This window comes from Holdemania massiliensis (assembly GCF_022440805.1).
GTDB classification, from domain to species: Bacteria; Bacillota_I; Bacilli_A; order Erysipelotrichales; family Erysipelotrichaceae; genus Holdemania; species Holdemania massiliensis_A.
Genome location: NZ_JAKNTK010000001.1, coordinates 1,405,212 through 1,432,194, shown reverse-complemented (window position 1 = coordinate 1,432,194; position 26,983 = coordinate 1,405,212). Strand labels below are relative to the sequence as shown.

Annotated in this window: 19 protein-coding genes and 1 pseudogene; 6 read left to right on the top strand and 14 right to left on the bottom strand. The window is 46.8% G+C overall.

All coding sequences use genetic code 11. The features are described from left to right. Positions 1-205 precede the first annotated feature (205 nt). The 9 genes from MCG46_RS06335 to MCG46_RS06295 all read right to left on the bottom strand — a co-directional run bounded on the left by MCG46_RS06335 (position 206) and on the right by MCG46_RS06295 (position 14,394). Entirely contained in the window at positions 206-1,381 is a 1,176-nt protein-coding gene (locus MCG46_RS06335) for a MalY/PatB family protein (RefSeq protein ID WP_154239130.1), read from the bottom strand. A gap of 117 nt (positions 1,382-1,498) precedes the next feature. Further along, on the bottom strand, positions 1,499-2,041 hold the full coding sequence (locus MCG46_RS06330) for a DUF3783 domain-containing protein (RefSeq protein ID WP_240278702.1): 543 nt from the start codon (positions 2,039-2,041) through the stop codon (positions 1,499-1,501). A gap of 136 nt (positions 2,042-2,177) precedes the next feature. After that, positions 2,178-3,344, bottom strand: coding sequence for an N-acetylglucosamine-6-phosphate deacetylase (gene nagA / locus MCG46_RS06325; protein ID WP_240278701.1), 1,167 nt, complete (start codon positions 3,342-3,344; stop codon positions 2,178-2,180). Continuing rightward, on the bottom strand, positions 3,341-4,048 hold the full coding sequence (gene deoC / locus MCG46_RS06320; protein WP_240278700.1) for a deoxyribose-phosphate aldolase: 708 nt from the start codon (positions 4,046-4,048) through the stop codon (positions 3,341-3,343). The genes nagA and deoC overlap by 4 nt, the downstream gene beginning before the upstream one ends. Before the next feature lie 148 nt (positions 4,049-4,196). Then, positions 4,197-6,584, bottom strand: coding sequence for a ribonucleoside triphosphate reductase (locus tag MCG46_RS06315; RefSeq protein WP_240278699.1), 2,388 nt, complete (start codon positions 6,582-6,584; stop codon positions 4,197-4,199). 22 nt (positions 6,585-6,606) lie between these two features. Beyond that, positions 6,607-7,752 (bottom strand): anaerobic ribonucleoside-triphosphate reductase activating protein, encoded by a 1,146-nt coding sequence (locus MCG46_RS06310; protein WP_240278691.1) that lies wholly within the window; start codon positions 7,750-7,752, stop codon positions 6,607-6,609. A gap of 298 nt (positions 7,753-8,050) precedes the next feature. Further along, a complete protein-coding gene (locus tag MCG46_RS06305) occupies positions 8,051-11,875 on the bottom strand; it encodes an InlB B-repeat-containing protein (RefSeq protein WP_345893096.1) in 3,825 nt (1,274 codons plus the stop codon). A gap of 58 nt (positions 11,876-11,933) precedes the next feature. Beyond that, positions 11,934-13,874 carry an InlB B-repeat-containing protein gene (locus MCG46_RS06300; protein ID WP_240278688.1) on the bottom strand — a complete coding sequence of 647 codons (1,941 nt, stop codon included), beginning with the start codon at positions 13,872-13,874 and terminating at the stop codon, positions 11,934-11,936. Beyond that, entirely contained in the window at positions 13,852-14,394 is a 543-nt protein-coding gene (locus MCG46_RS06295) for a hypothetical protein (protein ID WP_240278687.1), read from the bottom strand. Before MCG46_RS06295 ends, MCG46_RS06300 begins: the two co-directional genes overlap by 23 nt. 221 nt (positions 14,395-14,615) lie before the next feature. Here MCG46_RS06295 and MCG46_RS06290 point away from each other — a divergent pair, with 221 nt between their 5' ends. Beyond that, complete coding sequence (locus MCG46_RS06290; RefSeq protein ID WP_240278686.1) at positions 14,616-15,452, top strand: hypothetical protein; 837 nt, start codon at positions 14,616-14,618, stop codon at positions 15,450-15,452. Positions 15,453-15,573: 121 nt separating this feature from the next. Then, positions 15,574-16,932, top strand: coding sequence for a M14 family zinc carboxypeptidase (locus MCG46_RS06285; protein WP_240278685.1), 1,359 nt, complete (start codon positions 15,574-15,576; stop codon positions 16,930-16,932). Between the two features lie 259 nt (positions 16,933-17,191). On the opposite strand, the gene MCG46_RS06280 is transcribed toward MCG46_RS06285, so the two are convergent. Next, the gene (locus tag MCG46_RS06280) at positions 17,192-18,568 is read right to left on the bottom strand and encodes an IS200/IS605 family accessory protein TnpB-related protein (RefSeq protein WP_240278680.1); all 1,377 of its coding nucleotides are present in this window, start codon (positions 18,566-18,568) and stop codon (positions 17,192-17,194) included. 382 nt (positions 18,569-18,950) lie between these two features. Here MCG46_RS06280 and MCG46_RS06275 point away from each other — a divergent pair, with 382 nt between their 5' ends. The 3 genes and pseudogenes from MCG46_RS06275 to MCG46_RS06270 form a co-directional block, all read left to right on the top strand. After that, positions 18,951-19,094 carry a hypothetical protein gene (locus tag MCG46_RS06275; protein WP_240278678.1) on the top strand — a complete coding sequence of 48 codons (144 nt, stop codon included), beginning with the start codon at positions 18,951-18,953 and terminating at the stop codon, positions 19,092-19,094. A gap of 6 nt (positions 19,095-19,100) precedes the next feature. Next, positions 19,101-19,223 (top strand): transposase zinc-binding domain-containing protein, encoded by a 123-nt coding sequence (locus tag MCG46_RS19620; protein WP_430622671.1) that lies wholly within the window; start codon positions 19,101-19,103, stop codon positions 19,221-19,223. Positions 19,224-19,235: 12 nt separating this feature from the next. Further along, positions 19,236-20,204 (top strand): annotated as a pseudogene (locus tag MCG46_RS06270) (IS91 family transposase); the annotation flags it as partial. A gap of 336 nt (positions 20,205-20,540) precedes the next feature. Here the strand turns inward: MCG46_RS06270 and MCG46_RS06265 are convergent. The 4 genes from MCG46_RS06265 to MCG46_RS06250 all read right to left on the bottom strand — a co-directional run bounded on the left by MCG46_RS06265 (position 20,541) and on the right by MCG46_RS06250 (position 25,036). Beyond that, on the bottom strand, positions 20,541-21,269 hold the full coding sequence (locus MCG46_RS06265) for an ABC transporter permease (protein ID WP_240278669.1): 729 nt from the start codon (positions 21,267-21,269) through the stop codon (positions 20,541-20,543). Beyond that, positions 21,266-22,105, bottom strand: coding sequence for an ABC transporter ATP-binding protein (locus MCG46_RS06260; protein WP_240278667.1), 840 nt, complete (start codon positions 22,103-22,105; stop codon positions 21,266-21,268). The genes MCG46_RS06265 and MCG46_RS06260 overlap by 4 nt, the downstream gene beginning before the upstream one ends. Before the next feature lie 111 nt (positions 22,106-22,216). After that, positions 22,217-23,089: a LytTR family transcriptional regulator DNA-binding domain-containing protein gene (locus tag MCG46_RS06255; RefSeq protein ID WP_240278665.1), complete on the bottom strand. Its 873-nt coding sequence runs from the start codon at positions 23,087-23,089 to the stop codon at positions 22,217-22,219. 267 nt (positions 23,090-23,356) lie between these two features. Next, a complete protein-coding gene (locus MCG46_RS06250) occupies positions 23,357-25,036 on the bottom strand; it encodes an FMN-binding protein (RefSeq protein WP_240278663.1) in 1,680 nt (559 codons plus the stop codon). Positions 25,037-25,365: 329 nt separating this feature from the next. Here MCG46_RS06250 and MCG46_RS06245 point away from each other — a divergent pair, with 329 nt between their 5' ends. Continuing rightward, positions 25,366-26,967, top strand: coding sequence for a sensor domain-containing diguanylate cyclase (locus MCG46_RS06245; protein ID WP_240278661.1), 1,602 nt, complete (start codon positions 25,366-25,368; stop codon positions 26,965-26,967). The last annotated feature ends 16 nt before the right edge of the window (positions 26,968-26,983 follow it).

Below are 26,983 nucleotides of genomic sequence, written 5' to 3'. Positions count from 1 at the left end.
GCATGGAAACCGGTATTTTGCTGATCTAATCCCTCCACTTCCAAGTCATTTCCCTAAAGGACGTGCATTGATCGCTCAACAACCTATCCTTGCCACGCTATGTCAGATTCGGCTGCGGCCTGTTTGTCCCATGGAAAACAACCTTGCTGATATAACAAAAAGCGGCCGCCGCCGCTTTTTCGATTCTCAATTTCAGTTCAGTCAGTTATTTCTGATGAGCCAGAACCATTTTTTCCAGTTTTTCCAAACCGGTCTGCAGCTGAGCACGCGGACTGGCCAGATTTAAGCGCTCAAAGCCCAAGTAGTTCTCACCGAAGAATTTGCCTTCCGACAAATAAACGTGCCCTTCCTCAATGCAGGTCTGATTCAGTTTTTCCCATTCGATGCCGCAGTCACGCATATCAAGCCAGAAGAAATACGTTCCTTCCGGTTTCCGGGTCTTGATCATCGGCAGCCGTGTACGGAAGAATTCATCGGCATAATCCCGGTTCGCCTTGATGTAGGCCAATAATTGATCCATCCAGTCCTCCGAAAATTGATACGCAGCTTTCATTGCTTCCAGGGCAAAGATATTGATGCTGGCGATGCCGACATTGGCCGCTTCCGCCTTGAATTCCTTAAACAGCTCCGGATTTTTAATAATCACGCCGGAAATTTTCAAGCCGGCCAGATTGAACGACTTGGTGCAGGAAACACAGGCAATCGTATTCTGACGAGTGTATTCATTGATGTTGATGATCGGCATAAACTGACCGTCAAACACAAAATCGGCATGAATTTCATCGGAAATGATTTTCAGCTGATGCTTTTCACAGAAGGCAGCAACCTGCTCCAATTCCGCCTTTGTATACACCCGGCCGGTTGGATTCTGCGGATTGCATAGGATGAAGATTTTCGTCTTCTCATCGATGCGTTTTTCCATATCCTCAAAATCCAGGGTATAATATCCAGCTTCTTCGTGCATCGGACACAGAATGGGAATCCGCCGGTTGGACAGCGTCTTATCGACAAACGGCTCATAAGCCGGGGTTGGAATCAGGATCTTATCGCCTTCCTGACTGAATAGCCGGATCGCCGCGGACACAGAATACATGACACCGGTCGACATCATCATCATTGCTGGATCTGCTCCGTATTGATAGCGGCGGTTAAACCAGTCCGCCATGACCTGCGCATAGATCGGACCACGTTCCGTATATCCATAGGCCGGACATTCCATCCGTTTTTTCAAAGCCTGCTGAATCGGATCGGAAACCGCAAAATCCATATCCGCAATCCACAGCGGCGTGACATCCGGTATATCCAACGTTTCCTGAACAACATACCATTTCGTTGCATCGGTATGGCTGCGGTCGGTCACCTGATCAAAATTATATTTCATTTTTTTCACCTCTACTTCATCAGTTTAGCATAATTTATTCAATATTCATAGATTGTAAGTGAGTTTTTAAGTCATCAATGCCTCAGCACCCTTGTCAAAGAAAAAGGAGAATGCACCTCATTCTCCCATCAGGCTAGTCAGCTCATTCAGCGTCTGATCCAACTGAGCTTCCTCAAACTGACCACTTTTTAACAACATGTAGCCTTTCATCAATGCAATATTCATTTGTTCTGCCTGCTCGTCTGAGAAACTTTTCAAATCCAACTGATTCGCCCTGCGCAGCACTTCGGCCAGCTTTTCCGCTTTGGCGAATAACTGATGTTCCTTTCTCACTTCACAAAACAGTGTTTCCAGCGTCCATTGCCGGTTGTGTTCCGTCACAAACATCTTGATCGGATCAAAATGCCAGTGCGCTTCTTCACCCGCCTTTAAAAGCTGCTTCATTTCCTCATCGCTCAGCTCATTCATCAGCATAAATGACAACGCGAAACGCGTGCAGTCCTGATTGCTGGATGGCTGCTGCATCAGGATTTCGTCAACGGTCATTTTCAGCATGCCGTCATCCAGTAAACCCAGCTCTACATCCATGGCCGCCGTAATCGTTTCCAAAATATGCTGATCAACATCGTCGATGTTATAACAATATATCGCTTTTTTCATATCTTCATGCCTCCAGTGGTTTGTATTATACCCGAAGCTGGAAAGAATATCCAATCCCAAACCCGAAATTTTAATTTTTTACCAAAGAAAGCACTTTCGTTTCCCACTCTCCGCGCATCCTTTCCGCCGACAGAATTCAGCGCTGAAAGACCCAGTTTCCTTCAACCATCGTCCGCTGACATTGCCAGTTCTTATCAAACAACGCCAGATCGGCATCCATACCTGCCGCCAACCGTCCTTTATGATCACTGACCTGCGCCAGCGCTGCCGGATTGACGCAGGCCATCTGCACCAGCTCGCACGGCGTACAGCCGCACATCTGTTCCATCATCCGCACCGCGTCGTTCATGCCGATCGCCGAACCCGCACGTCTTCCGGTTTCCACAACCCTGACATGCTGCCCCTGCTTGCGGCAATGCAGTCCGCTGAACTGGAAATCCCCGTCCGGCATGCCCTTGCCCAGCATGGCATCAGTAATCAGCACGAGCCGTTGAGCGCCCATGTGCTTCCACGTCATTCGGACAACTTCCGGATCGACATGAAATCCATCCGCAATCAGCTCGGCCTTCATTCCTTCTTCCAGAAAGGCACCGGTCACCGTTCCCGGATCGCGGTGCAGATGCTGGCTCATCGCATTGTATAGATGCGTAAATCCGGCCGCCCCGGCCAGACTCGCCCGGTGCACATCATGGCTTGTGGCGGCGGTATGTCCGACCATCACCGTCATGCCTGATCTGACAGCGGCCTGGATAAAGGACTCCATGCCCTGCCGTTCCGGGGCCACCGTCATGATCTTTAACCGGCCCGCTGCGGCTTGCAGCATTTCCTGCAGCTCCTTCAGCGATGGATCGCGCAGATAGCGCTCATCCATCAAAGCTTTATAATCCGGACTTAAATATGGACCCTCCGAATGGATGCCCAGCATCGCCGCGCCCGGCAGTGACTTCACCTGCGCCAAGCCGGACAGAATTTCCAGCAGCTGGGCATGGGAAACCACTGTCAGCGACGCCATAAACGCTGTGCATCCGTCTTCTGCAACATTGCGGCTGACGGCTTCGGCGGCTTCCGCTTTCCCGCTGATCAGATCTTCACCCGCTGCCCCATGAATATGAATATCGATCCATCCGGGTGTCAGCATCCCGCCCTGAGCATCGATCACCTCGCAGTCTTCCTGCATCATCGCTGAACATTCCGATTCCTCAAATAACGCGATAATCTGACCGTTTTCCACCAGCACGCCGCCGCAGGCAATTTCACGGCAGCCATCCGCAATCACATGCGCATCATGAATCAGCGTTTTCACAACGATCCGCCTTCTTCCAGAAACTTCCGGGCTTCTTCCATGATCTTAATTGAGGAAGAAGTACCAAAACGCGTAGCTCCGGCTTTTTTCATTTCCAGCAGCGTTTCCAACGAGCGAATGCCGCCGGCCGCTTTGACCTGCACGCCCTCTCCCGCTTCATGCTTCATAATAAAGACATCCTTAGCCGTCGCGCCAGCTGGGCCGAAACCGGTCGAAGTCTTGATGAAATCCGGTTTCACCTCACGGGCGATCCGCGCCAAACGCATGATTTCTTCTTCGGTCAGATAACAGGTTTCAAAGATGACCTTGCAGATCTTCTCATATTGATGACATAAGCGAGTGATCCGATCCATTTCCTTGCGCACCAGATCCCAGTTGCCGCTTTTTAATTCCGTCAGATTGACGACATAATCAATCTCATCCGCACCCTGACGGATTGCATGTTCCGTTTCCAGCAGCTTGACGTTCAGCTCAGTCTGGCCTAACGGAAAGCTGACCGCTGCCCCAACATGCACGCCGCTGCCCTTTAAAGCATGATGACACAGCGTAACCTGACAAGAATTGACCGCGATCATCTTGAAGTGATAATCCATGCATTCCTGACAGACCTCCAGCACCTTCTGCTTTGTCGCATCCGGTTTGAGAATCGTATGATCAATCATTCCCGCTAATTCGCGCAGCTGCACTTCCAACTTTTCTTCCATTTTCTTGTTCCTCGCTTCCTCTTGTTGCGTTTTCTTTCTGTCTTCATTATAGCGAAGCGCTTTCATGAATGCCAGTATTATTCATCGATTCTGCCAAATTTAAGAATAAAAAATCCCATCTTCCAACCTTGGAAAACGGGATCTTGGATTAATGTTTCTGAGTAATATACTCCTGAACGTTATTGGTTCTAAAGAGGCAGTTGAGATCCTGGTCCACCACGACCAGTGTCGGTGCCTGCATGATCGCAAACTGTTCGCTGAGCTGCGCCTGTTCCTGAGCGTCGATCAGCTCGTAGGCAATCCCGGCTTTTTCCAGCATCCGGCCTGCCATTTTGCAGTTCGGGCAGGTCTTGGTCGTAAACAACAGTACCCGGCCTTCCGCCGAGGCTGACGGCATCGCCTTCACTTCCCGGTTTTCCGATTGTGCCGGTGCTTCCTTCAGCGCCTGACGGCCTTTTAAAACCGAGTGCCCCATGTCATAAACCTTGCGTTCCTTGTATTCCTGCGTCTTGCCGGCGTTCCAGTTCTGCACTGGTCGGTAATAACCGGTAATCCGGCTGTAAACTTCTGTCGTCCGGCCGCAGATCGGGCAGGTATATTGTTCTCCGGCAAGATAGCCATGGTCTTTGCAGATCGAATAGGTTGGCGATAAGGTATAATACGGCAGCTTATAATTCTGGGAAATTTTGCGGACCAGGGAAGCTGCGGCTTTCCAATCCGGCAGTTTTTCACCCAGGAAAGCGTGGAAGACCGTACCGGAAGTATACAGCGTCTGCAGTTCATCCTGAACATCCAACGCTTCAAAGATATCTTCGGTGTAGCCGACCGGCAAATGCGAACTGTTGGTATAATACGGCGTATTGCCTTCTTCCGTTGCGGTAATGATATCCGGATACAGCTCCTTGTCATGCTTCGCTAAGCGGTAGGTTGTCGATTCCGCCGGCGTCGCTTCCAGGTTATACAGATCGCCATATTCTTCTTGGTAAACCACTAACCGCTGACGCATGTGATTCAGGACCTCCTGAGCAAAGGCCTGGGTTTCCGGATGCGTCAGATCCGCCTTGAGCCAAGCAGCATTCAGTCCGACTTCATTCATGCCGATCAGACCAATCGTCGAGAAATGATTATCGAAGGAGCCGAGGTAACGGCGGGTATACGGATACAGGCCTTCGTTCAGCAACTTCGTGATGATCTGCCGCTTGACTTTTAACGAACGGGCAGAAATATCCATTAAGCGATCCAGGCGGGCATAGAAATCGTCCTGATCTTTTGCCAGATAGGCAATCCGCGGCAGATTGATCGTTACGACGCCGACCGAGCCGGTACTTTCCCCGCTGCCGAAGAATCCACCGGACTTGCGCCGTAGTTCACGCAGATCTAACCGCAGCCGGCAGCACATGCTGCGGACATCGCTGGGCTGCATGTCGCTGTTGACATAGTTGGAGAAATACGGCGTTCCATATTTTGAGGTCATCTCAAACAAAAGCTGATTGTTTTCTGTATCGGACCAGTCAAAGTCCTTGGTAATGGAATATGTTGGAATCGGATATTGGAAGCCGCGGCCATTGGCATCGCCTTCAATCATGACTTCGATGAACGCCTTATTGACCATATCCATTTCTTTCTGACAGTCACCATAGGTGAAATCCTGCGGCTGACCGCCGATAATCGCCGGCTGATGCGCTAAATCCGAAGGCACAACCCAATCCAGGGTAATGTTGGAAAACGGCGCCTGCGTACCCCAGCGGCTCGGTGTATTCACGCCATAGACAAACGATTCCACACACTTTTTCACTTCATCATAGCTCAGTTGATCAACTTTGACAAACGGTGCGAGATACGTATCAAAAGAAGAGAAAGCCTGCGCACCGGCCCATTCGTTCTGCATGATGCCCAAAAAGTTGACCATCTGGTTGCACAGCGACGCCAGATGCTTAGCTGGTTTGGAGGTGATCTTGCCCGGTACCCCGCCTAAGCCTTCCAGAATCAGCTGCTTCAGCGACCAGCCGGCACAGTAGCCGGTTAACATGGACAGATCATGCAGATGAATATCCCCGCTGCGGTGGGCATTGGCAATTTCCTCATCATAGATTTCCGAAAGCCAGTAGTTGGCGGTGATCGCACCGCTGTTGTTCAAAATCAGTCCGCCGACCGAATAGGTCACCGTTGAATTTTCCTTCACGCGCCAGTCTGTGGCTTTCACATAGCTGTCGACCAGATCTTTATAATCGAGGATTGTTGATTTCATATTGCGGATTTTTTCCCGCTGCTTCCGATACAGAATGTACGCTTTAGCGACATCGGAATACCCGGACTGAATCAGAATGGATTCTACGCTGTCCTGAATATCTTCTACCTGAATCAAATCATTTTTGATTTTGCCTTCAAAATCTGCGGTTACCCGCAGCGCCAGCATGTCGATGACACTGGGATGGTACTGTTTCTGCTGGGCCTCAAAAGCTTTGGTGATCGCCACTGAAATCTTGCTGATGTCAAATTCCGTTATCATTCCGTCGCGTTTTACTACTTTATACATACTTCTCTACCCTTTCTTCCAACTACAATCCCCGGAGCTCGGTGTCCGGCACCCACGGAAGCAGAATCTCGCGGAACGCTTCCATTTCTTCTTTTGTGCAGGCATGCAGACCTTGCTGAATCACCCGCTCACTGTCGACAAACTGCTGCAGGACAAGCCTGCGCGCGCCCTGAATCCATTCGCCCAGCCGCCGCATGTCATCCTCCGTATGCAGTTCCTTGACCACGGTTGTTCTGAATTCATAAGGAATTCGATCCTGCAACAGCAGGGCAACGCTTTTTTCAATCGCCCCCAGATCCAGTTTCACCAAGCCGACCGTTTCCGCGTAACGTTCGCGGCAGTTTTTCAAATCCATCGCCACATAGTCGATCAGCCCAACATCAATCAAATGTTGAAGCTGTTCTGGAAAACTGCCGTTCGTATCCAGCTTTACCGGATAGCCCAATTCCTTGATCTTTCTTAAAAAGTCTTCGATCCCAGGCTGAAGCAGCGGTTCGCCGCCGCTGATACAAATTCCCTCAAGCGTTCCCTGCCGGCGCTGTAAAAAATCAAACAGTTCTTCTTTGGGTATCTGCGCCATGTTTTCTGCCAGGAATACGAGATCCGAATTCTGACAGAACGGACAGCGGAAATTACATCCGCCAGTAAACAGCGTGCTGGCAATCTTTCCCGGATAATCAAGCAGCGTCATCTTCTGAATTCCAAAAATTCCGACACGTTCAGACGCCTGTTCCTCTTCCGCCAAAAATTCCAGTGCATTGGCTACGGCTTTACTCTGCAGGCTTTCAAACAGTGCCGCTTCTTTCTCGCTCATGTTTTTCGTGATTTGATCCCACCATTGCTGACGGATCAGATAGATCTGCGCAATGATCTGTTTTGCTTTGGCCGTTGTTCGCAGCGTCCGCACCCGCTTATCATTGGGATTGACTTCAATCGTCACATACCCGACTTCTTCTAAGCGTTGAACCCCCTTGGTCACCGTTCCTTTGTCATAGCAGCCCAGCTGAGCCAGGCCATTCATCGTAATTCCTTCGTTTTCATAGATGAAGATTAAAAACGGAAGCTGACCGGATCCCAAATGATAAGCATCCAGCACTTTATCATAATATTTTTGCGAACACCGATATAAAATGGACGAATCTGTAAGCAGACGTCCTGTCTTCCCCATAACTTCACCTCGATTAGTTGGAAACTCAACTATTAAGATGATAGCACTTCTAACCAGCACCATCAAGCCCTGTAACCATGAATTTTTTATCCAATATTCCACTGAGTCAACTCAAGGGAACTAAGTCCTTTATTCAAGCCATTTCCATTGGTTAGCCCCTGCTAAGTTGAAATTATTTTCATTTTTTTCTTGCCAAGTCCTTTTTCCAATTCTGGTCTTCTTTCACAATGACGGTTATTTCAAAGGCAAAAAAAGCTGAGCATTCACTCAGCCTTTCTTGTTTGATCGTATTTGAGAATTACGCCTGGGTCTGTTCCTCGTCCTCCTCATTCTCATGCAATCTTCTGCCTAAGTACAGCGTTACGGCATTGATCAGGAAGAAGACAACCATCAACAGCGTCCACTTGTCAACTAAGATCATTGGCAGCCGCATGTTTTCGGTCAGAACGAAGACGATAACCGAGATGACAGCCGTTAAGCCAGAGATCCACTTGTAGATTCTCTTGCGCTTCAGTTGTTCCGGATCTTCTTCATTCATCGCCGCGCTCTGATTCTGATCTTCCTCGTCGTCATCTTTCTGATGCTTCGCGAAAATCAAGAACAGTGCTGCTAACAAACCGAGCAAACTAGCGATCAAGTTGATCAGAGCCCAAGAACCCTTATGGCCGACTTCCGGCTGTTCTGGTTCTTCGATCTCTTCAATTTCCGGTGTTGGGGTTGGTGTCACAGTTCCACCCTGTTCAGGTGTTTCCGGTTCAACAATGACTTCTTCTTCAGCACCTGGACCCGGATTCACTGGGCCTGGACCTGGAACTTCTGGACCTGGACCTGGAACAAATGGAGCTAAGCAAGCCTGAGCTGCTTCATCCCATGTCGTTCCTTCCGGACAGCCTGGATTCGGTTCATCCGGATCTGGATCAGTAGGGTTAGCAGTGAAGTTCGCTACAAATTCCATATTACCAATGACCTCAACATCATTTGCAGGAATTGGATTATTCCAAGCTGTGAAATGATAGCCATCGTTTGCTACAGGTGTTGGAATTGCTTTCACAGCATCACCGAAGTGTGTGCCGATTAAAACGTCTTCAATCGTGATATCACCTGTATTCAGAGATCCGTTAGCTCCTGCTCGGAAGATAATTGTTGCCCAATCGGCTTCATTCTTCTCATACTGTGCGGTGTAAGTCAGATTACTTTCGATTGTTTCCGCAAACGCTGCGTCCCATCCATTCGCTGTCCAACCGTGGTTGGCATTGATTGTTGGAGCGGTAATGCCTGCGTCTTCCCATGTCGTACCAGTCAGAATATCTGTATAGCTTGTTTTGCCATCCAGGGTTCCGTTAGTGCCTGGTAAGAATGTTACAGTAACCCAATCCGCTGCATCCTTCTCATACTGTGCGGTGTAAGTCAGATTACTTTCGATTGTTTCCGCAAACGCTGCGTCCCATCCATTCGCTGTCCAACCGTGGTTGGCATTGATTGTCGGAACGGTAATGCCTGCGTCTTCCCATGTCGTACCAGTCAGAATATCTGTATAGCTCGTTGTGCCTTCCAGTGTTCCGTTAGTGCCTGGTAAGAAGTTTACAGTGACCCAATCCGCTGCATCCTTCTCATACTGTGCTGTATAAGTCAGATTACTTTCGATTGTTTCCGCAAACGCTGCGTCCCATCCATTCGCTGTCCAACCGTGGTTGGCATTGATTGTCGGAGCGGTAATGCCTGCGTCTGCCCATGTCGTACCAGTCAGAATATCTGTATAGCTCGTTGTGCCTTCCAGTGTTCCGTTAGTGCCTGGCAAGAATGTTACAGTGACCCAATCCGCTGCATCCTTCTCATACTGTGCTGTATAAGTCAGATTACTTTCGATTGTTTCCGCAAACGCTGCGTCCCATCCATTCGCTGTCCAACCGTGGTTGGCATTGATTGTCGGAACGGTAATGCCTGCGTCTTCCCATGTCGTACCAGTCAGAATATCTGTATAGCTCGTTGTGCCTTCCAGTGTTCCGTGTTCACCTGGTAAGAAGCTTACAGTGACCCAATCCGCTGCATCCTTCTCATACTGTGCTGTATAAGTCAGATTACTTTCGATTGTTTCCGCAAACGCTGCGTCCCATCCATTCGCTGTCCAACCGTGGTTGGCATTGATTGTCGGAACGGTAATGCCTGCGTCTTCCCATGTCGTACCAGTCAGAATATCTGTATAGCTCGTTGTGCCTTCCAGTGTTCCGTTAGTGCCTGGTAAGAAGTTTACAGTGACCCAATCCGCTGCATCCTTCTCATACTGTGCTGTATAAGTCAGATTACTTTCGATTGTTTCCGCAAACGCTGCGTCCCATCCATTCGCTGTCCAACCGTGGTTGGCATTGATTGTCGGAGCGGTAATGCCTGCGTCTGCCCATGTCGTACCAGTCAGAATATCTGTATAGCTCGTTGTGCCTTCCAGTGTTCCGTTAGTGCCTGGCAAGAATGTTACAGTGACCCAATCCGCTGCATCCTTCTCATACTGTGCTGTATAAGTCAGATTACTTTCGATTGTTTCCGCAAACGCTGCGTCCCATCCATTCGCTGTCCAACCGTGGTTGGCATTGATTGTCGGAGCGGTAATGCCTGCGTCTTCCCATGTCGTACCAGTCAGAATATCTGCATAGCTCGTTGTGCCTTCCAGTGTTCCGTGTTCACCTGGTAAGAAGCTTACAGTGACCCAATCCGCTGCATCCTTCTCATACTGTGCTGTATAAGTCAGATTACTTTCGATTGTTTCCGCAAACGCTGCGTCCCATCCATTCGCTGTCCAACCGTGGTTGGCATTGATTGTTGGAACGGTAATGCCTGCGTCTTCCCATGTCGTACCAGTCAGAATATCTGTATAGCTCGTTGTGCCTTCCAGTGTTCCGTGTTCACCTGGCAAGAATGTTACAGTAACCCAATCCGCTGCATCTTTCTCATACTGTGCTGTATAAGTCAGATTACTTTCGATTGTTTCCGCAAACGCTGCGTCCCATCCATTCGCTGTCCAACCGTGGTTGGCATTGATTGTCGGAGCGGTAATGCCTGCGTCTTCCCATGTCGTACCAGTCAGAATATCTGCATAGCTCGTTGTGCCTTCCAGTGTTCCGTGTTCACCTGGTAAGAAGCTTACAGTGACCCAATCCGCTGCATCCTTCTCATACTGTGCTGTATAAGTCAGATTACTTTCGATTGTTTCCGCAAACGCTGCGTCCCATCCATTCGCTGTCCAACCGTGGTTGGCATTGATTGTTGGAACGGTAATGCCTGCGTCTTCCCATGTCGTACCAGTCAGAATATCTGTATAGCTCGTTGTGCCTTCCAGTGTTCCGTGTTCACCTGGCAAGAATGTTACAGTAACCCAATCCGCTGCATCTTTCTCATACTGTGCTGTATAAGTCAGATTACTTTCGATTGTTTCCGCAAACGCTGCGTCCCATCCATTCGCTGTCCAACCGTGGTTGGCATTGATTGTCGGAACGGTAATGCCTGCGTCTTCCCATGTCGTACCAGTCAGAATATCTGTATAGCTCGTTGTGCCTTCCAGTGTTCCGTGTTCACCTGGTAAGAAGTTTACAGTGACCCATTGATCTTCATCTTTTACAAAGTTTGCTACAAAGGTTCTAGCAATATACCGATTATCCACTTTAGCAAATTGATCGATTACATCTTTTGTTAAAGTTTCATTCGTACTTACTTCTGTTCCGTTACATGTCCAGTTGACAAATTTATAGCCTGGATTAGCTGAAGCAGAAGACCCTTTAGGAATACCTGTTTCAGGATTAATTACATCCTTATTCCAAGTAACTGCTCCCATCGCTTCATCAGAGGAAGCATAGGTTAAAATTACTGAATCTTTTAACTGCCACGTTGCATATAAAGTAACACTTGTATTTAAGGTAATGGAATTACCCGGTTGATACATTGTTCCTTTACCATCTGATCTTGTATTCCATCCTATAAAATCATATCCGGATCTCGCCAAGGTTCCTTTGTCCTGAACTTCTAAAGTACCACCAACTGTAGTTTCCTGACTATCTGGCCACAAACCACTAGTATAACCATTAGGTTCATAGTTAAGGAATACAGATTGTCTATCGCGAACAACGCCGTCTATATGCCAATAACCATCATTATTTTGTTGCTTAATGACATACCATTCTACATACTGAGTCTTAGAATTCCAGTATTGATTTGAGGCGTTTTTTTCGGTTTACATAGGTGTAAAAGCCTTCCTGCAAAGCATTCGCTACGTTTTCAACACCCGCTACAGTATGAGCTGGATTAAAATAATCCAACAAATTGACATTAGCTAGATCTTTATTATCAGCAAGATAAATATAATTTGCATACTGTATTGATGGTTCCGCAGGTACAATACCATCTTTCCTAATTGCAATCTTAATATTTCCCCAAACAGATCCACTAATCTGTGCCCATACAGCATATAATGTAGTATTTTTTTCAGGCACTTCGTAACTATCATTTAATGGATAAGTTGGTGCAATCGGAACATCTGTTTTTTCATATACAGAACTCGCATCTCTAGAAGTAGACCAACCTAACAAAATATAATTCGTTCGTGTAATCCCACTTCCATCAGGCAATGTTACAATACTTCCACTATTGGCAGAAATGTTTGAAGGTTTTGTCCCTGTTCCACCATTAAGATCGAAATTAATAGTAACATTATTGGTTACCGTTATTTCTTTGGTAGCTGTAAGACCGTTACTTGATTTTGCGGTGATAATAACTTTACCTGGCGTCCAGCCAGTTACAACTCCATTGTTCACACTAGCAATGTAACTATTGCCAGTTGACCAGGTTATCGAATTTTCAGCTTCCGCAGGTGTTAAAACAGCATTTAGTTTAATCTGTTTACCTACGTTCACAACATCGTCACCAGTAATTTCTATATCCGTTGCTTCAACGACACTCTGATATACAAATTTAAGGTTTTTAATCGCGTTATTAACGATACTCTGATCTGAAGTGGAATCTTTACCTATCCAATTTTTAGAAACTTGAATTTTTGGGGATTTGTTTCGGGATTTAATGTAACTATAATCACCACTATATCCTTGATTCTGAATTTCAACATATTGATATGTTTTCCCTTCATAGATCAAGGTTTGATTACTCGGTGCTAAGTCAGTTATTAAAGTCCAAGTATTCGGAATACTGATATTCTCAGTGCCCAAGGAATTCCCATTTTCATCAACTCGCTCAACATTTAAGTTTTTTCCATCGCTTGTTGTGTTTATGGGCATGATATTCAAATCAGAAATTCGAGTTGCATCAACTAACGCAAAAGTTGCAATTTCATTTTCAAATTTTTGAATTTCATAACCTTCGGCAATCGCGTATTCGATAGTAACCGTGGCTTTTCCTTCCTCAAAGCTATCCTGATTGATAATCATTTTCTGAGAGATGACGTTCAATCCTTCTTTTTGGATAGCAGCTGAAGAATAATCATAACGACCTTCTACAAAAGAATCGCTCGATAATTCAACAATTCCCGTTTGATCGCTGTACTGAACACCTTCATATTCTAAATAGTGTTCAATACTTAATTCATATGCGGTTTCCGGGGTTTGAGTGACTTCTGGTGTCACCGTTGGAGTCTCAGTTGGTTCCGTGACTTCCGGTGTTTCCGTAACCTCAGGTTCCTCACTAACCTCTGGTGTAGTTTCTGGAGTCACTGTGGGCTCCGGAGTTTTTTCTGTCTCTTCAGGCTCATTGACCTGCGTTGTGGTTGGGTGAGCCGAAATGTTTAAAGATTGACTTGTTTCCTGAACTTCAATCGTGTCGTTAAACGCGGTTCCATCCAGATCCATTGAATCAATTTCATAACCATCGTTGGCTCTGACGGTCAGGGTTCCTGGTGCGACTGATTTGGCTGCGGATACTGTCTGACCATTGACAGTAACGCTTACAGTTAAATTTACGCTATCACTCGCATCAGCCCCGTTGGTGCTTGATTCAATACTGACTACAGAATCGACATCAAAGCTTTCCGCTACAACGCGAATCGGCATATCCGTAAAACAGGACATCGTCATCGCTAAGACGGTCAGCCATTTTAAAACTTTGTCAAACCTGCTTGTAATCTTCATCCTCGTTCCTCCTCTCTATTTTGATCATTTTTCCATTAACGCCGACCTTCTGATTTCCTGCAATCCATTCGATTTCAGTTTCGTCGTTAATGACCGTAATGATAGCGTCTTTGTGGATTCCCGGCTCAAATTCAGTAGGCTCTGCTTTCTTCAGGACAATCGCAGTTCCCTTTTTTACTTTTAAGCCAGCTTCATCCTTGTTGTATTTGATCTTGGAATGCTTGGGGTTTTTATAACCCCAGGTAATGGTGTAACTGCCATCGCCGTTGTAATCAACATGGTTGACAAACAAGCTGAGATTTTGGTTCTTAGACATCACAGCCGCTGCAATCACGACAACACCGGCAGCTAAGAAAGCAAAGAGCATCACAGAATCCTGATTTCTGCGGGCAGCCTGCGGCGTGGACTCATCTTCAATTTGTTCTGTTTCCGGTTCGGGTGTGGGCGAATCCGCCAAAACTCCGGTCGGACACAGGAGCAGCATGGCTGTTATAAAACTGAAAATTAACCATTTCCGCATATACATTACCTCCAAGACACCCTTATCCTATCAATCAGTGGTTATAAATCGGTTAGATTTCCAGGTTTTGACGGGGAAAGTTTCAATATTTTTTAAAGTTGGATCGCTTTTTTGTTTCTAAAAAAGGCTGGCGTAAAAAAGCACAAACAAAAAGGGTTGCGGAAGCTCTTTTTGCACGGTATAACTACGTTATAAATAAAAAAAGAAAAGAAGGTGACACAATGAAGGGAATGCTGGGAGCTGATTTGGGAGGTTCTGCGATCAAGCTGATCTTTCAGCGTAATGATGGAACGCTGCAGACACAGACCCGGTCAAAGGCAATCCGCACGGAACACGAACTAACCGAGGTGATTACAGCTTTTCTAAAGCAGGCAGACATTGCCGCTGAGGACATTGAAAGAATTGCCCTGACTGGGGTTGGAAGTTCCTTTATCCACGCTGCAATTTTAGGGAAGACGCCCAAGTTTATCGACGAGATCCAAGCCATCGGAATCGGGGCGCAGAAACTTTCACAAAAACAGGATATCCTTGCGGTCAGTATGGGGACCGGAACTGCCTTTGTCCGCGCAGATAACCATCGGATCTGTCACATTGGCGGCACCGGCGTAGGTGGAGGAACACTGGCCGGTTTGGCGCTGCGGTTAACAAAAACAACAGAAATCGATGCCTTTGCCCAGCTGGCTTTGCACGGCAAACTGGAAAATGTTGATCTGAAAGTCGGGGATCTGACTCAAAAAGAAATAAAAACACTGCCCTCAGACCTGACGGCAGCGAATTTCGGGCAGTTAAACATTTGGGGCAGTCCGGCAGATCAGGCCGCGGGTGTGATCAATATGATTCTCGAAACAATTGGTGTGATGGCGATTCTGGCACTGCGTTTGGAAAATACAAAAACGATCGTTCTGACCGGCATGCTGACAAAATTACCTCAGGCCCGATCTGTATTTGAACGGATGAGTCAGCTGTATGCTGTTGATTTTCTCATTCCTCCCAATGCCCCCTATGCCGCTGCCTTGGGAGCCATCCTGGTCAGTGAAGGCTTGGATCGTAAAGATTGAAAATTGTTACAGACGAAAGAGCGGAATTTTTGCTTTTTCGTCTTTCTTTTTTCTGAAACTTCGCGCAAAGGAGTTCTCTCATGTTAGAATGAAACTACTTGTTTGAAAGGAGAATGAACAAATGGATTTTAAGCAGTTAATCGACGAAATCCCGGCCTATGATCATTTCATGACCGTGGATGAAATGGATGCCAGCACCTTGAAACTGGCAGAAGAATATCCAGATTTAGTGACGGTGACGCAGGAGGGAACCTCTCGGGGCGGTCATCCGATCTATTGTCTGAAGATTGGCGATGGTCCGAAAAATGCCTTTATGTTCGGCTGTCCGCATCCAAATGAACCGATGGGCGCGATGATGCTGGAATATTTCTCACGCCGCTTATGTGAGGATGAAGCGCTGCGTAAAGAATTAGGTTATACGTGGTATCTGATCAAAAGCATTGACGTTGACGGAACCAAATTAAATGAAGGCTGGTTCAAAGGACCGTTTACGATCACCAATTACGCCAAAAACTTCTTCCGTCCAGTCGGCTCTGAACAGGCAGAATGGACATTCCCGTTTGTTTACAAAAATTACAGCTGGACAACGCCAATCCCGGAAACTCAGGTATTAATGAATATCATCGATCGGGTCAAACCGGAATTCATGTATTCCCTGCACAATGCCGGCTTCGGCGGTGCGTATTGGTACGTTTCCGGAAATGAGCCAAGCATGTGGGATCGCTTCTACAAAGCGGCGGAAAAACAGAATGTTCCGCTGAATTTGGGTGAACCGGAAATGGTTTATGTCACGCAGTATGCCCCGGCCTGCTACAAAATGACAGGCTCCAAGGATTCTTACGACTATTATGAGAAAAGCATGGAACATCCAGAAGCGATGATGAGCTGCGGCACCAGCTCCGATGATTATGCTTCCCAATATGGGACTTACACATTGGTTGCCGAGCTGCCCTATTTCTTCTCACGCAAAATTGTTTCCGATAAAATCATGCCGTTTACCCGGGCGGAAGCTGCGATTCAGGGTGAACAGGTCAACCATGATCAGATTGAAGAGATCGGCAAGATTTTAGAGCCAGTTAAGCCTTGGTTTACCGAGGATAATCCATTCCCGAAAATCGTTCTGCTGTCTGTGGATAAAAACGAGGCTTCCACTCAGGCTCAGATTGATTATTATAAAAATACGGAAGCCTACCAGCAGCCCTGCAAGGAATCGGAAGCCTTTGACTGTCTGGATATCACCCGTTTCTACACCTTGTTAAGCTGGGGGTTAAGTGTACGGGCAATCCATTATGCGATGGAACATACCGATATTGATCCGCAGCTGGCAAAGACGGCTTTGGACAAGGCTCAGGCAGGGTTTGACCGCTTGGCTGCCGCGCTGGAAAACGACATCGACTATTCCGTTGTTCCGATTCGCAGTCTGATCGGCGTGCAGTTGGAAAGCGGCATGATCGTCGCCGATCTCATCCGTTCTAAATAAGATCAAGAAAGTGATGCAAGCATCACTCTGAAAGTCTAATCTTTCAGAGCCCCTCTCTGTTTCTTGCCAGGAGAGTATTCCTGCAGATCTGTTCCTTCCTCCTCTCTCTTGCTTCACAAGAGGAAGGCTGTGTCGAAGGTTCTTCCCTACAGGCGTCTTCGTTCTCTTTCTGTTTCCTAATTTCATTCCGGCGCGAAAGTCAGCGATCTTCTTGTCCCTGCCTTCTTTGCACAGATTAAGAAACAGAAATCTGTCGCTTCTATTCCATTCCCATCCCTCGCCGCGCTATCACATACGCGGCTGCCATATGCACTGTACAGCCCATTCTTGGGCTGTATTTTTCTTTCCCGATCTTGCTTGTATTCGCAGGATTCACCTTCTTTACTCCATATCCCTCTTTCCAGCATCGCCGCACAATCGCTTCTTCGATCTTGCTTGTCGCAAAGTCGGATAATATTTTATTTTGTCTTCGATTTCCATACCGCATCTTATTTTTTGTCTTCTGAAAATCCAAATCTTCCATCACTAACGGTTTATGACTCCGCACACATTCCAAGACTACTTCCTTGGCTGTCTGACCAATCTGATGTTTCCTTTGTTCACTGGTTTTCCCATCCAACGGCATTTTCACCGTTTTCAATAAAACACAGTTTCCACAACCATCCGTTTCACTTACCGCGATATGATTGACATTGATGTCTATGCCAATGACCCCTTGTTCTGTGTCTTCGCTCTTTGCTTTCTCTTCCATCTCCACGATCGCTTTGATAATAAAATAAGCGCCATGATCTTCCAACACATAAGCCACTGCTTTTCCAGGTGTATTATGCGGCAATCTTACCACTCTTTCCAACTCTTCTTTGTGTTGATGAAACTCAATCTTAAGCGGGATCTCTCGTTTCTCACTGCTGCAGCGGTAAATCAAAACTCCCTCTTCGATATGATATTGGAATAAGTTATTTGAGAATTTTCCTTGCCTTCTTCCCCGTATCATCATCGTTCGATTGCGGGCTGATTGATATGCTTTCAGCCAAGTTTCATGTTGCCCTGCATACACTGTCGTTCTTGCCCTAGCTAACTTCTTCCCACCAAAACAAGTAAACTTCATTCTTCGTTGAAGAGCTTCTAACTTCTGCTTTCTCCGATTCAAGCCATACATCAGATGAGAACGTCGATTCTTTAATCGTTTCCGCTCAGGACGCAGCTGTTGCACTTCAAGCAAGTAATCCGCTTCCGTTTGTTTCCCTTGTTTTGTCTTTCTGAATAATTCTTTTAATTGTTGGTCAATTTTCCGAATGTTGATTTCGACTTCTTTTATTTTTTTCTCGATGACCTTACATTGAGCCTTCAGCACCTTCTTCTGATTTTCATGGTTGGCAAAATCGTTGCTTAAATGTTGTTGTGCTTCTTGAATCGCAGAGAGTGGAAAATAGTCATTCGTATGAAAGCGGCGTTTCATTTCTTTTCCCAGACTATCATCAAAGGAAAAGGGAATCCCCTGTGATTTCAGACATAACAAATGATAGGCAGTGTGCATCATGGCATGATAAAGCTGGATATCCTGGTGCAGAGCGTTTGCTTCTTCCAAGGATAATTCAGAATAATAAACACGATCCGAACAGGTGATTGTCTTCATCCAAGAGAACCTCACTTTCATAGAAAATCAGAAAATGGAATCACTACTTCTTCTGAGTTATTATACAACATTCCTCAAAGCTATACAACGCGTTTGAGTTTGTTTCATCCTTTTCATTCTTCTCTATATGGCTCTTGGGAAAAAGAAATGATCGAACAGTTTAATTGAATTCAGATCTCTTTTCCCTTGTTTACAAACGCGGTTCGTTTCAACCTTTAAAACCTATCCGCTAAGTTTCTTCGCGTCCAAAATTTCATCCGAGTTAAACTATTCAATTGCGGTCCTTTCTCATGCAAATCTCTAATAGAATAGAACTCAAAAAGGCAAAAGAAAGAGTGGCGTCATAAAATAGAAATCTGATAAGATAGAGGTGGGGAGTACCATGAAATCCACACTATCCAAGAAGGAAACAATCTTAGCTCTTGGTCATTGTGACACTTACTTTCCAGGTCCCAATCCCATTTCCATCGCTAAAATCTTTGCTGAAAATCGATGGCGGCTGCTTGTTGATTATGAACTTTATTGAAAAGGGATCCGTCCCGCAATCATGAAAGCAGTTAACTCGATTATTCTCTGTGAATATCATGATCTCGGCCACTCTCTTTACGAATGTCCTCATTGTGAAAACTTCACTTTTGTTTGGCATACTTGTTAATCTCGTTTTTGTAATCAGTGGGGTATAAAATATGCTCGCCTGCTTTCAGACTCGATTCTATCTAAAGTTTTTGATTGTCCCCATCGTCATGGCGTTTTCACGGTTCCTGAACCCCTTCGTCCTTATTTTCAAAAAGATCGTTCTTTACTGGACGAACTCTTCAAAGCCGTGGAAGAGACTCTTCATTATGTCATTCGCAAAGCCGGAAGAAAAAACGAAGAATTGATTCCTTGTGCCGTATTAACCCTTCATACTTTTGGCAGGCCTTTGAATTGGATCCCACATATTCACGTTCTTCTCGCCGAAGGCGGTGTTCGTAAAAGCGGTTCGTTTCAACCTTTAAAACATATCCACTACGATTTTCTGCGGTTTTCTTTTCAAAAGCAGTTGCTTGACCGCATGGAAGCCAAATTGAATTCCCCCGATTTTAAAATCGTAAAAAAGCAATGTTATCGAGATTATCCTGATGGCTTCTATGTTTACTCTCCACCTTCCACTCACAAATCCACTCAAGATTGTGTAGATTATATCGTTCGTTATGTTGGTCGTCCTGTCATGGCTCAAAGTCGGATTGAAGACTATGATGTTGACCTTGACTTTGTCTGGTGGCACTATATCGACCATCAAACCCATGAACGTGTAGATGTGTTTGATTCCACTCTCGTTTTCATGAAAAAGCTCATTCTTCATATTCCTGATGATCATTTCAAAATGGTTCGTTACTTAGGCGCCTATACTTCCCGAAAAAAGAAACTTTATCGCTGTATTCAAAAAATGTTACGTAAGCCTCGAGCTTGGATTCGTAAGAAGCTTTCTTCTTATCGTGAATTCCGTAAGGAGTCCACAGGCATTGATCCTTTCCTTTGTTCCTGCGGACACATTATGGAATTGGTTGAATCCTTTTTTCCGGCTGGATTGGAGGCGAAAATCAATGAAACCTGGCAACTGCACCGTGAACTCGATCCCCTTCAAGGGTACTAAGTGTGGTTTTCTGGATCCGATGGAAATCGATCGCTGAAGAAGTTTGTGATCTTATTTCTTATCGGGGTATTCAATACTTCCGCGCCTACTGTATCCAATGTGATTCTGTCATGATCCCTGTCGATGTCTTAGGCCAATTCGCTCAGGAATAATCTATCCTTCCACTCCTATCCCATTTCTCTTTTCGTTGCGACCTTTTAGGTCATTTTTCTTTTTCATAAGATTCGTTTGAGTTATTTAACTCATTTGAACCTACCGCCCATTTTGATGCAATTTCCTAATAGATGAAAAAAGGAAAATCGCCGGATTTTCCTTTTCTTATATCTATTTTTAGTTTTATTCGTCAATTCCTTTGCGGCGATAGACGAGATTGAACGCCAAGGCACAGAGTCCGACCCAGACGATCATCACAGCCAGGCTCATGGCCCCTTCCAGACTGACTAACGGCAAACCTGATGCCTGGCGCATAACCAGATCGATAAATGCGGTTGTCGGCAAAAACTGAGCGATGGCATGAATCGTCGAGTTCATCGTTGAGAAGATTGCCGGCAGCATAACCAGAATCATAAATGGTGCAGACAAGGTTCCGGTTGACATTTGGTCTTTGCACAGCAGGCCGATCATGGCTCCCATAAACAACAGACTGAGCGAAGCCAGGGTCCCGCCAATCAGATACACCGCAAAGAAATCCATGGATCCTTTTAAAAGGAAGAAATCTACAATTGCGACAATCGTCATTAAAAATAAGGCAATCAGCGATTTGCTTAACAGAAATTCTTCGGCCGACACATCCGAAAGCATTAAAGTGCGCAGCGTGTTCTTTTCTTTTTCTTCCGCGACCATCATGCTTAACAGACTGATTGGGGTCATTGCCAGGTTCATGATCTGACAGATCACGATGAAGTATACAGTTGCCTCACGATCTTTAGTCATGGGAAGAATATAACCATACATGACGGCAAACACAACCGGTAAGATCAGCATGATCAGTGTATTCTTATTGATCAGCGTCATTTTCAGATCCTTGCGCAATAAGGCAGTCATGACATGACTTCTGAGCTTCATCGTAAATCCCTCCCCGTCAGCTGCAAAAAGATTGTCTTGAGATCCGGCTCCTGCGAATGGATCGTTAACAGCTGACCTTCTTGTTTTAAGGCTTCACGCAGCGCTTCCGCGTCCTTGCGCACGCGCACACAGGTTCCGTCCTTGTAGCGCAGTTCCACCGCATCTTCGGCATATTTTAACCGCAAAGCGGAAGGCGTGCCTTCTTCTACGATATGCCCTTCATTTAAGAAAGCGACGTGATCGCATAATTCCTGAGCTTCTTCCATATTGTGTGTCGTCAGAAAAATCGTTGTTCCCTGGCTGTTCATCTGCCGGATCAGCGCATGCACATCCTCGCTGGTCGAGGGATCCAGGTTCGCTGTCGGCTCATCCAAAAACAACAGCTTGGGCTGGTGCAGGATTGCCCGCGCAAACATCAGCCGCTGCTTCATGCCGCGGGAAAGCTTCTCCGCCTTCTTATTCTGGTGTTCGGCCAAGCCCAGCTGTTCAAGCACCTGCTGAATCCGAGTATCGGTTGTTTGGGAAATCCGGGCAAACAGCTTTAAGTTTTCTCTCACTGTCATCTTTTCATAAAATCCGCTGTTGTCCGTCAAGACGCCAATCTGGGAATACAGATCATTACGTCCGGGGACCACCGGCTTGCCTAAAACAGTTAATTCACCTGACTGCGGCTTGAGCTGTCCGGTCAGCAGTTTGATCGTCGTCGTTTTGCCGGCCCCGGAAGGTCCGAGAAAGCCATAAATTTCTCCTTGCTGCACGACGCAGTTCAATTGATTCAGCGCCGTCTTGCCTTGAAAGGTTTTGGTCAGATTGGCGATGCGAATACATTCGTCCATCGTAGGTTCCTCCTTTAAATATCGGCTTTGATTATATCGGCAACAACAGCGTCTGACAATGAAATATCGACCAGCGGAGCACTGAGAATGTTCAATGGAGTCCTGAAGCGGTTAAAGATTCCACAGCCGCTTCAAATCATCGACACGTCCTTTGCTTAACGGAATGTCAACATCCGGTTGCGTCTTCAGCTTTAAGCCGTAGGAATTGCGCGTCCAGCGGATCAATTCCTTCACCTTTTCCATATTGACTAAATACGAACGATGACAACGGAAAAAACCATAGGCCGCGAGCCGGTCCTCCAGCTCTTCCATGGTTGAGGGCGTGATAAATTCGCTGCCGTGGACAACGATTCGGCATTTGCCTCCGACGCTTTCCGCGTAATCGATCTCCTGAGGGTCAAAAACAAGAATTTTATCTTCCAGCTTTACGGGAATTTTACCGCAGGCATGCGGCTGAAACGCATCGGCTTCATTCTCCAGTTTAACCAGACTGCCTTGATCCAGCGTGTAGCCGACGCCAGGAAGCAGATACAGCAGCTTCAATGAAACGGTGGTCGTGATAATCTTGGTTGAAACAGCTTGTTCCAGCCAGGCTAAAATCACCGCGCGGCTGCTTTCGTCTAGGTTTAAAAGTGGTTCTTCGATCCAGAGAACCGGCGCCTGATGCAGAATCTCCCGGGCGATGGCTAAACGGCGGCGTTGGGAATAGTCTAGTTTTTCAATCGGCGTCCGTGCCAGGGCTGACAGCCGCATCGTTTCCATCACGGATTGAATCGGCAACGCCGATCGGAACAGGCTGGCAAAAAAGCGCAGATATTCCGCTGTCTTCATGTCCTCATAAAAGGCCTCCTGACGCCGCACGATGCCTAACGGACTCACCGCAAGCAGACAATCCCGAATCTGATCGCTGCCTTGATTGTCGCATTCGATATGAATTAAGTGCTCCCCGCTTTCAAGCAGCCGCTGTTTCCACGCTTCGTTCATCCGTTTTCCCGCCTTTCTGATTGTCTTATTTTACATCACATTCAGCCTGGCAAAAATGAAATCTTTCTTAAATCGTGACCTGAAAATGGGAGAGGCCCTTCTTCATTGAAGAAGTATCCGGCGGCAGACTTACGGACTGTCTATCTCCCCTGTGCTGCTTAACCCAAAAGAAAAGACGAACGTTGAATGAGTTCGTCAGTTCTGTCTTTCATCGTTCACAACAGCGCAGAGGAAAAGTGTTCATTCCCTTTCGCTGTCTGTCCTACTTTATTCGCTTTTCAGCGTTATCGGACGGCGGTTTTCATAAGCGTTTTTTATTGCCTGAATGAAATCACCGTGTGGATCCTTCAGGGAAATCGTAGCTCCTGTACGGACATCTTCCAGCATCTGCTTTTCCTCATCCGTCAAAGCCTTAAACTTGGCCTTGTCTTCCTCACTCTTGGCTTCTGCCTGCAGCGGACGGCCGTTGGCATCGGTATACTTGGCAAACCAGTCCTCAACTTCCGCAATCGTCTTGCCGACAAACAGCTGTTCAAAGACATCGGCTTCACTCGCCCAGGTCCCGCTGTTAAGCTTATAGCTGTCGCCGCGTTCCCGCTTTGTTTTCCAGGTTTCAAATTCAGCTAAATACTGATCTTCACTGTCGACGGTTTTGCCTTCAATTTTGCCGTCATGATTTTCATCGTTGTTATAGCCGCCCTGGCCCGGGAACCCCGAGAACTGCGGCATATCCGCGCCATCGTAGTTCGGCGTTGCGACTTCCAGTTCATCCAGTCTTAATGCTGTGATCCGTCCTTCGCCATCAAACAGTGCGCTGGCTACTACAGTATTGAAGCTGTAAACCGGCACTTCCTGATCATCCTTGCCCGGTCCGACGCGGCCGTTGGAAGCCAATCCCAACCCTTCTGCCGCGGCTTCTTTGACTTCCAGCGGCTGACGCATTGCATAAGCTTTTTCCAGCGCTGCGATGAAATCGCCGTGCGGATCTTTCAGAGAAATCGTAGCTCCGGTGCGGACATCTTCCAGCATCTGCTTTTCTTCCTCATTTAAGGCATTAAACTTGGCCTTGTCTTCATCGCTCTTGGCTTCTGCCTGCAATGGCCGGCCATTGGCGTCGGTATATTTAGCGAACCAGTCTTTGACTTCAGCGACGGTTTTGCCTGTAAACAGCTGTTCAAAAACATTCATCTCACTGGCCCAGGTGCCGCTGTTGAGCTTATAGCTGTCGCCGCGTTCCCGTTTTGTTTTCCAGGTCTCAAATTCGGCCAGATACTGATCTTCACTGTCAGCCGTTTTGCCTTCAATTTTGCCATCGTGGTTCTCATCATTATTATATCCACCTTGGCCTGGGAACCCCGAGAACTGCGGCATATCCGCTCCGTCATAATTCGGCGTCGCCACTTCCAATTCATCAAAATTCAAATCCAGAATTTGACCCTTCTGATCAAACAGTGCGCTCAGCACGACTTCATTAAAGCTGTAAACCGGCACTTCCTGATCGTCTTTGCCCGGCCCTAAGCGGCCATTGGAAACCATCGCCAGCCCCTGATAGAGATCCGCCGCGGCGATGTCCTTCTTCGGCTCTTCCTTTTCAGCCTTTTCTAAATAAGGATAAGCCTGCGGATCCAGTGCATTGTTGACCGCATCCTTAATTCCCTGACTGGTAAAAGTCGCCCCGCTGACATTATCCACGTCTGCGGAATTGGCTTTGACAATGGCAGCTGGAAGCTGTTCAATCGCTTTGGAGCCGATGCCCTGGGTTTCTTCATCGCCAACGGCTTTGACCTCTGTGATCTTGCCGTCTTTGCGGGTCAGCGTTACTGTTATCAATCCGCCGAAGCCATTGCCTTTCCCTTCCAGTGTTTCCGTTTTCGTTTCAGAACTGCTGCAGGCCGCTGCGGAAAGCATCAGCAGAGCAGCGATCAGAACCATCGTCAACTTTTTCATAAATTTTCCTCCCTATGATGATTTCAGCATACCACCCGTCCCCGCTTCCGGACAGTCCTTTGCTTCACCGAGTATGGATTAGGGCAGAATCATTATCGATAAACACTAGTTTCTTCTGCTTTATACATTTTCTTACGGAGAAAGCGTTTTCAAATGTCAAGCTGGAAAGATTGAAGTAAAAAAGGAAGCAGAGCCTGGCATTTTTGATAAAGATGCGAACAAAGACAAAGAACCGTCGATTCAATTCGCTTTTCTTCCGACATTGTTTTATGATTAGTTCAGAAGCTCTCGGCCATTTATAACAGTCTGTTTAAAAGGGGGAAATGAAATTGAAGAAACAACTTCAGCTTTCACGCACAACTTTGCTGCTCGCGGCAATCTTTTTATTGATCAATGGGTTAGGGGGAGCCTGGATCTGGCATCGGGAAGTACGCTGGATTGAAAATACTTTATCGGACCATGGCGAACACGCCGAAATCCAGCTTAACGAGGTTATGGCAGACTACACCCATTCCTTCCAGCTGTTTGTATGTCTTTTGGATCAGCTGATTCAGGCGCATCCCGATCCGGATGAAATCTGGAATGAATTAAAAGGAATGGATTCCACGTTAGCCCAAATCGAACAGGAAACCTTCGACGGCGTATATATGGTATATCAGGATCGTTATCTGTACAGTTGGGATACCCCTTATGCTGAATATGAAAGTACAGGCTATCAGCCGCAGGCGCGGCCTTGGTATCAAAATGCGGTGAAGGGACAGGGAGCAGTCGTCTTCACTCCGCCCTATATGAGTTATGCCAATCATTACATTCTGTCAACAATCTCACAGCTGCAGCCAGATCAGGAAACCGTCTTTGCCTATGACATCAAAATGGGCAATATCCAGCAATTAGTTCATCAGCTGCGGCAGTTTGATCAGGAACAGCTGATGATTTTTGATAACAACGGTACGATTATCGGTTCTGACCAGGAAGCGTATTTGGGCAGCGTTTTAAGCGGTGAGACGGCGGCAGCTGAAAAAGCGCTGAGACAGGCGGAAGAAGCCAGGGATAAAATCACTGAGCAGGGGCAGGCAAAGCAGAAAGCCCAGGAAGAAGCGGAGGCAGCAGCGATCTTCCTGCAGTTTCTTCAGACCAACAGCCCTGCCGTCAAACAGCTTTTGGATCAGCCGGCACAGGTGCTGCCTGTCAAAATTGATCAACGCCATTATTATGGAACGATGCAGACAGGTGAGTCCTATCACGTCCTGCTTTTGGTTCCGCTCACTTCCCTGCTTGCCCAAAGCGTGCAGGTCTGGCTGCTTCCGCTGCTGAGCATTGAACTGATTTTGGTCTACGGTTTAAGCCGGATCCGCAAGGAGCTGCATACCCGCGAGCTGCGGCAGGCCTATATTGAATTGGGACAAACCCAAAAGCGGTTGGAAATCGCCTTGAAAGCAGCCCAGAAAGCAGCGGCGATTGATGATTTAACCGGTATGATGAACGTCAAATCTTTTTGCCAAAATGTTACGGAACAGATTCAGCACATGCAGGAAAACGATCATGGGATTTTAATTTTCCTGGACGGCGATCACTTCAAGACGATCAATGATACCTATGGACATCAGGTCGGTGATGAGGTTATCAAACTGGCTTCCCAGATGATCATCGGACGTATCCGTACGATTGACTTGGCATCGCGGCTGCATGGCGATGAATTCGCAATCTTTGTTTCCAACACTCAGGATTACCAGGTAGCCCGAAAAATTGTTGAGGATATCAACACAACCTTGCTTGCCGAATCGGCGCGCCGGCATATGCCGAATATCACCCTGTCCGCCGGAGCGGTCATCGCTACATGCAAAAGCAGCTATCCCCTTCTGGCAAAACAAGCTGATCAAGCGTTATATGAAGCAAAAGCGACGCATAACGGTGGTTTTGCCCACGCCTGATCTGACCACTCAGACC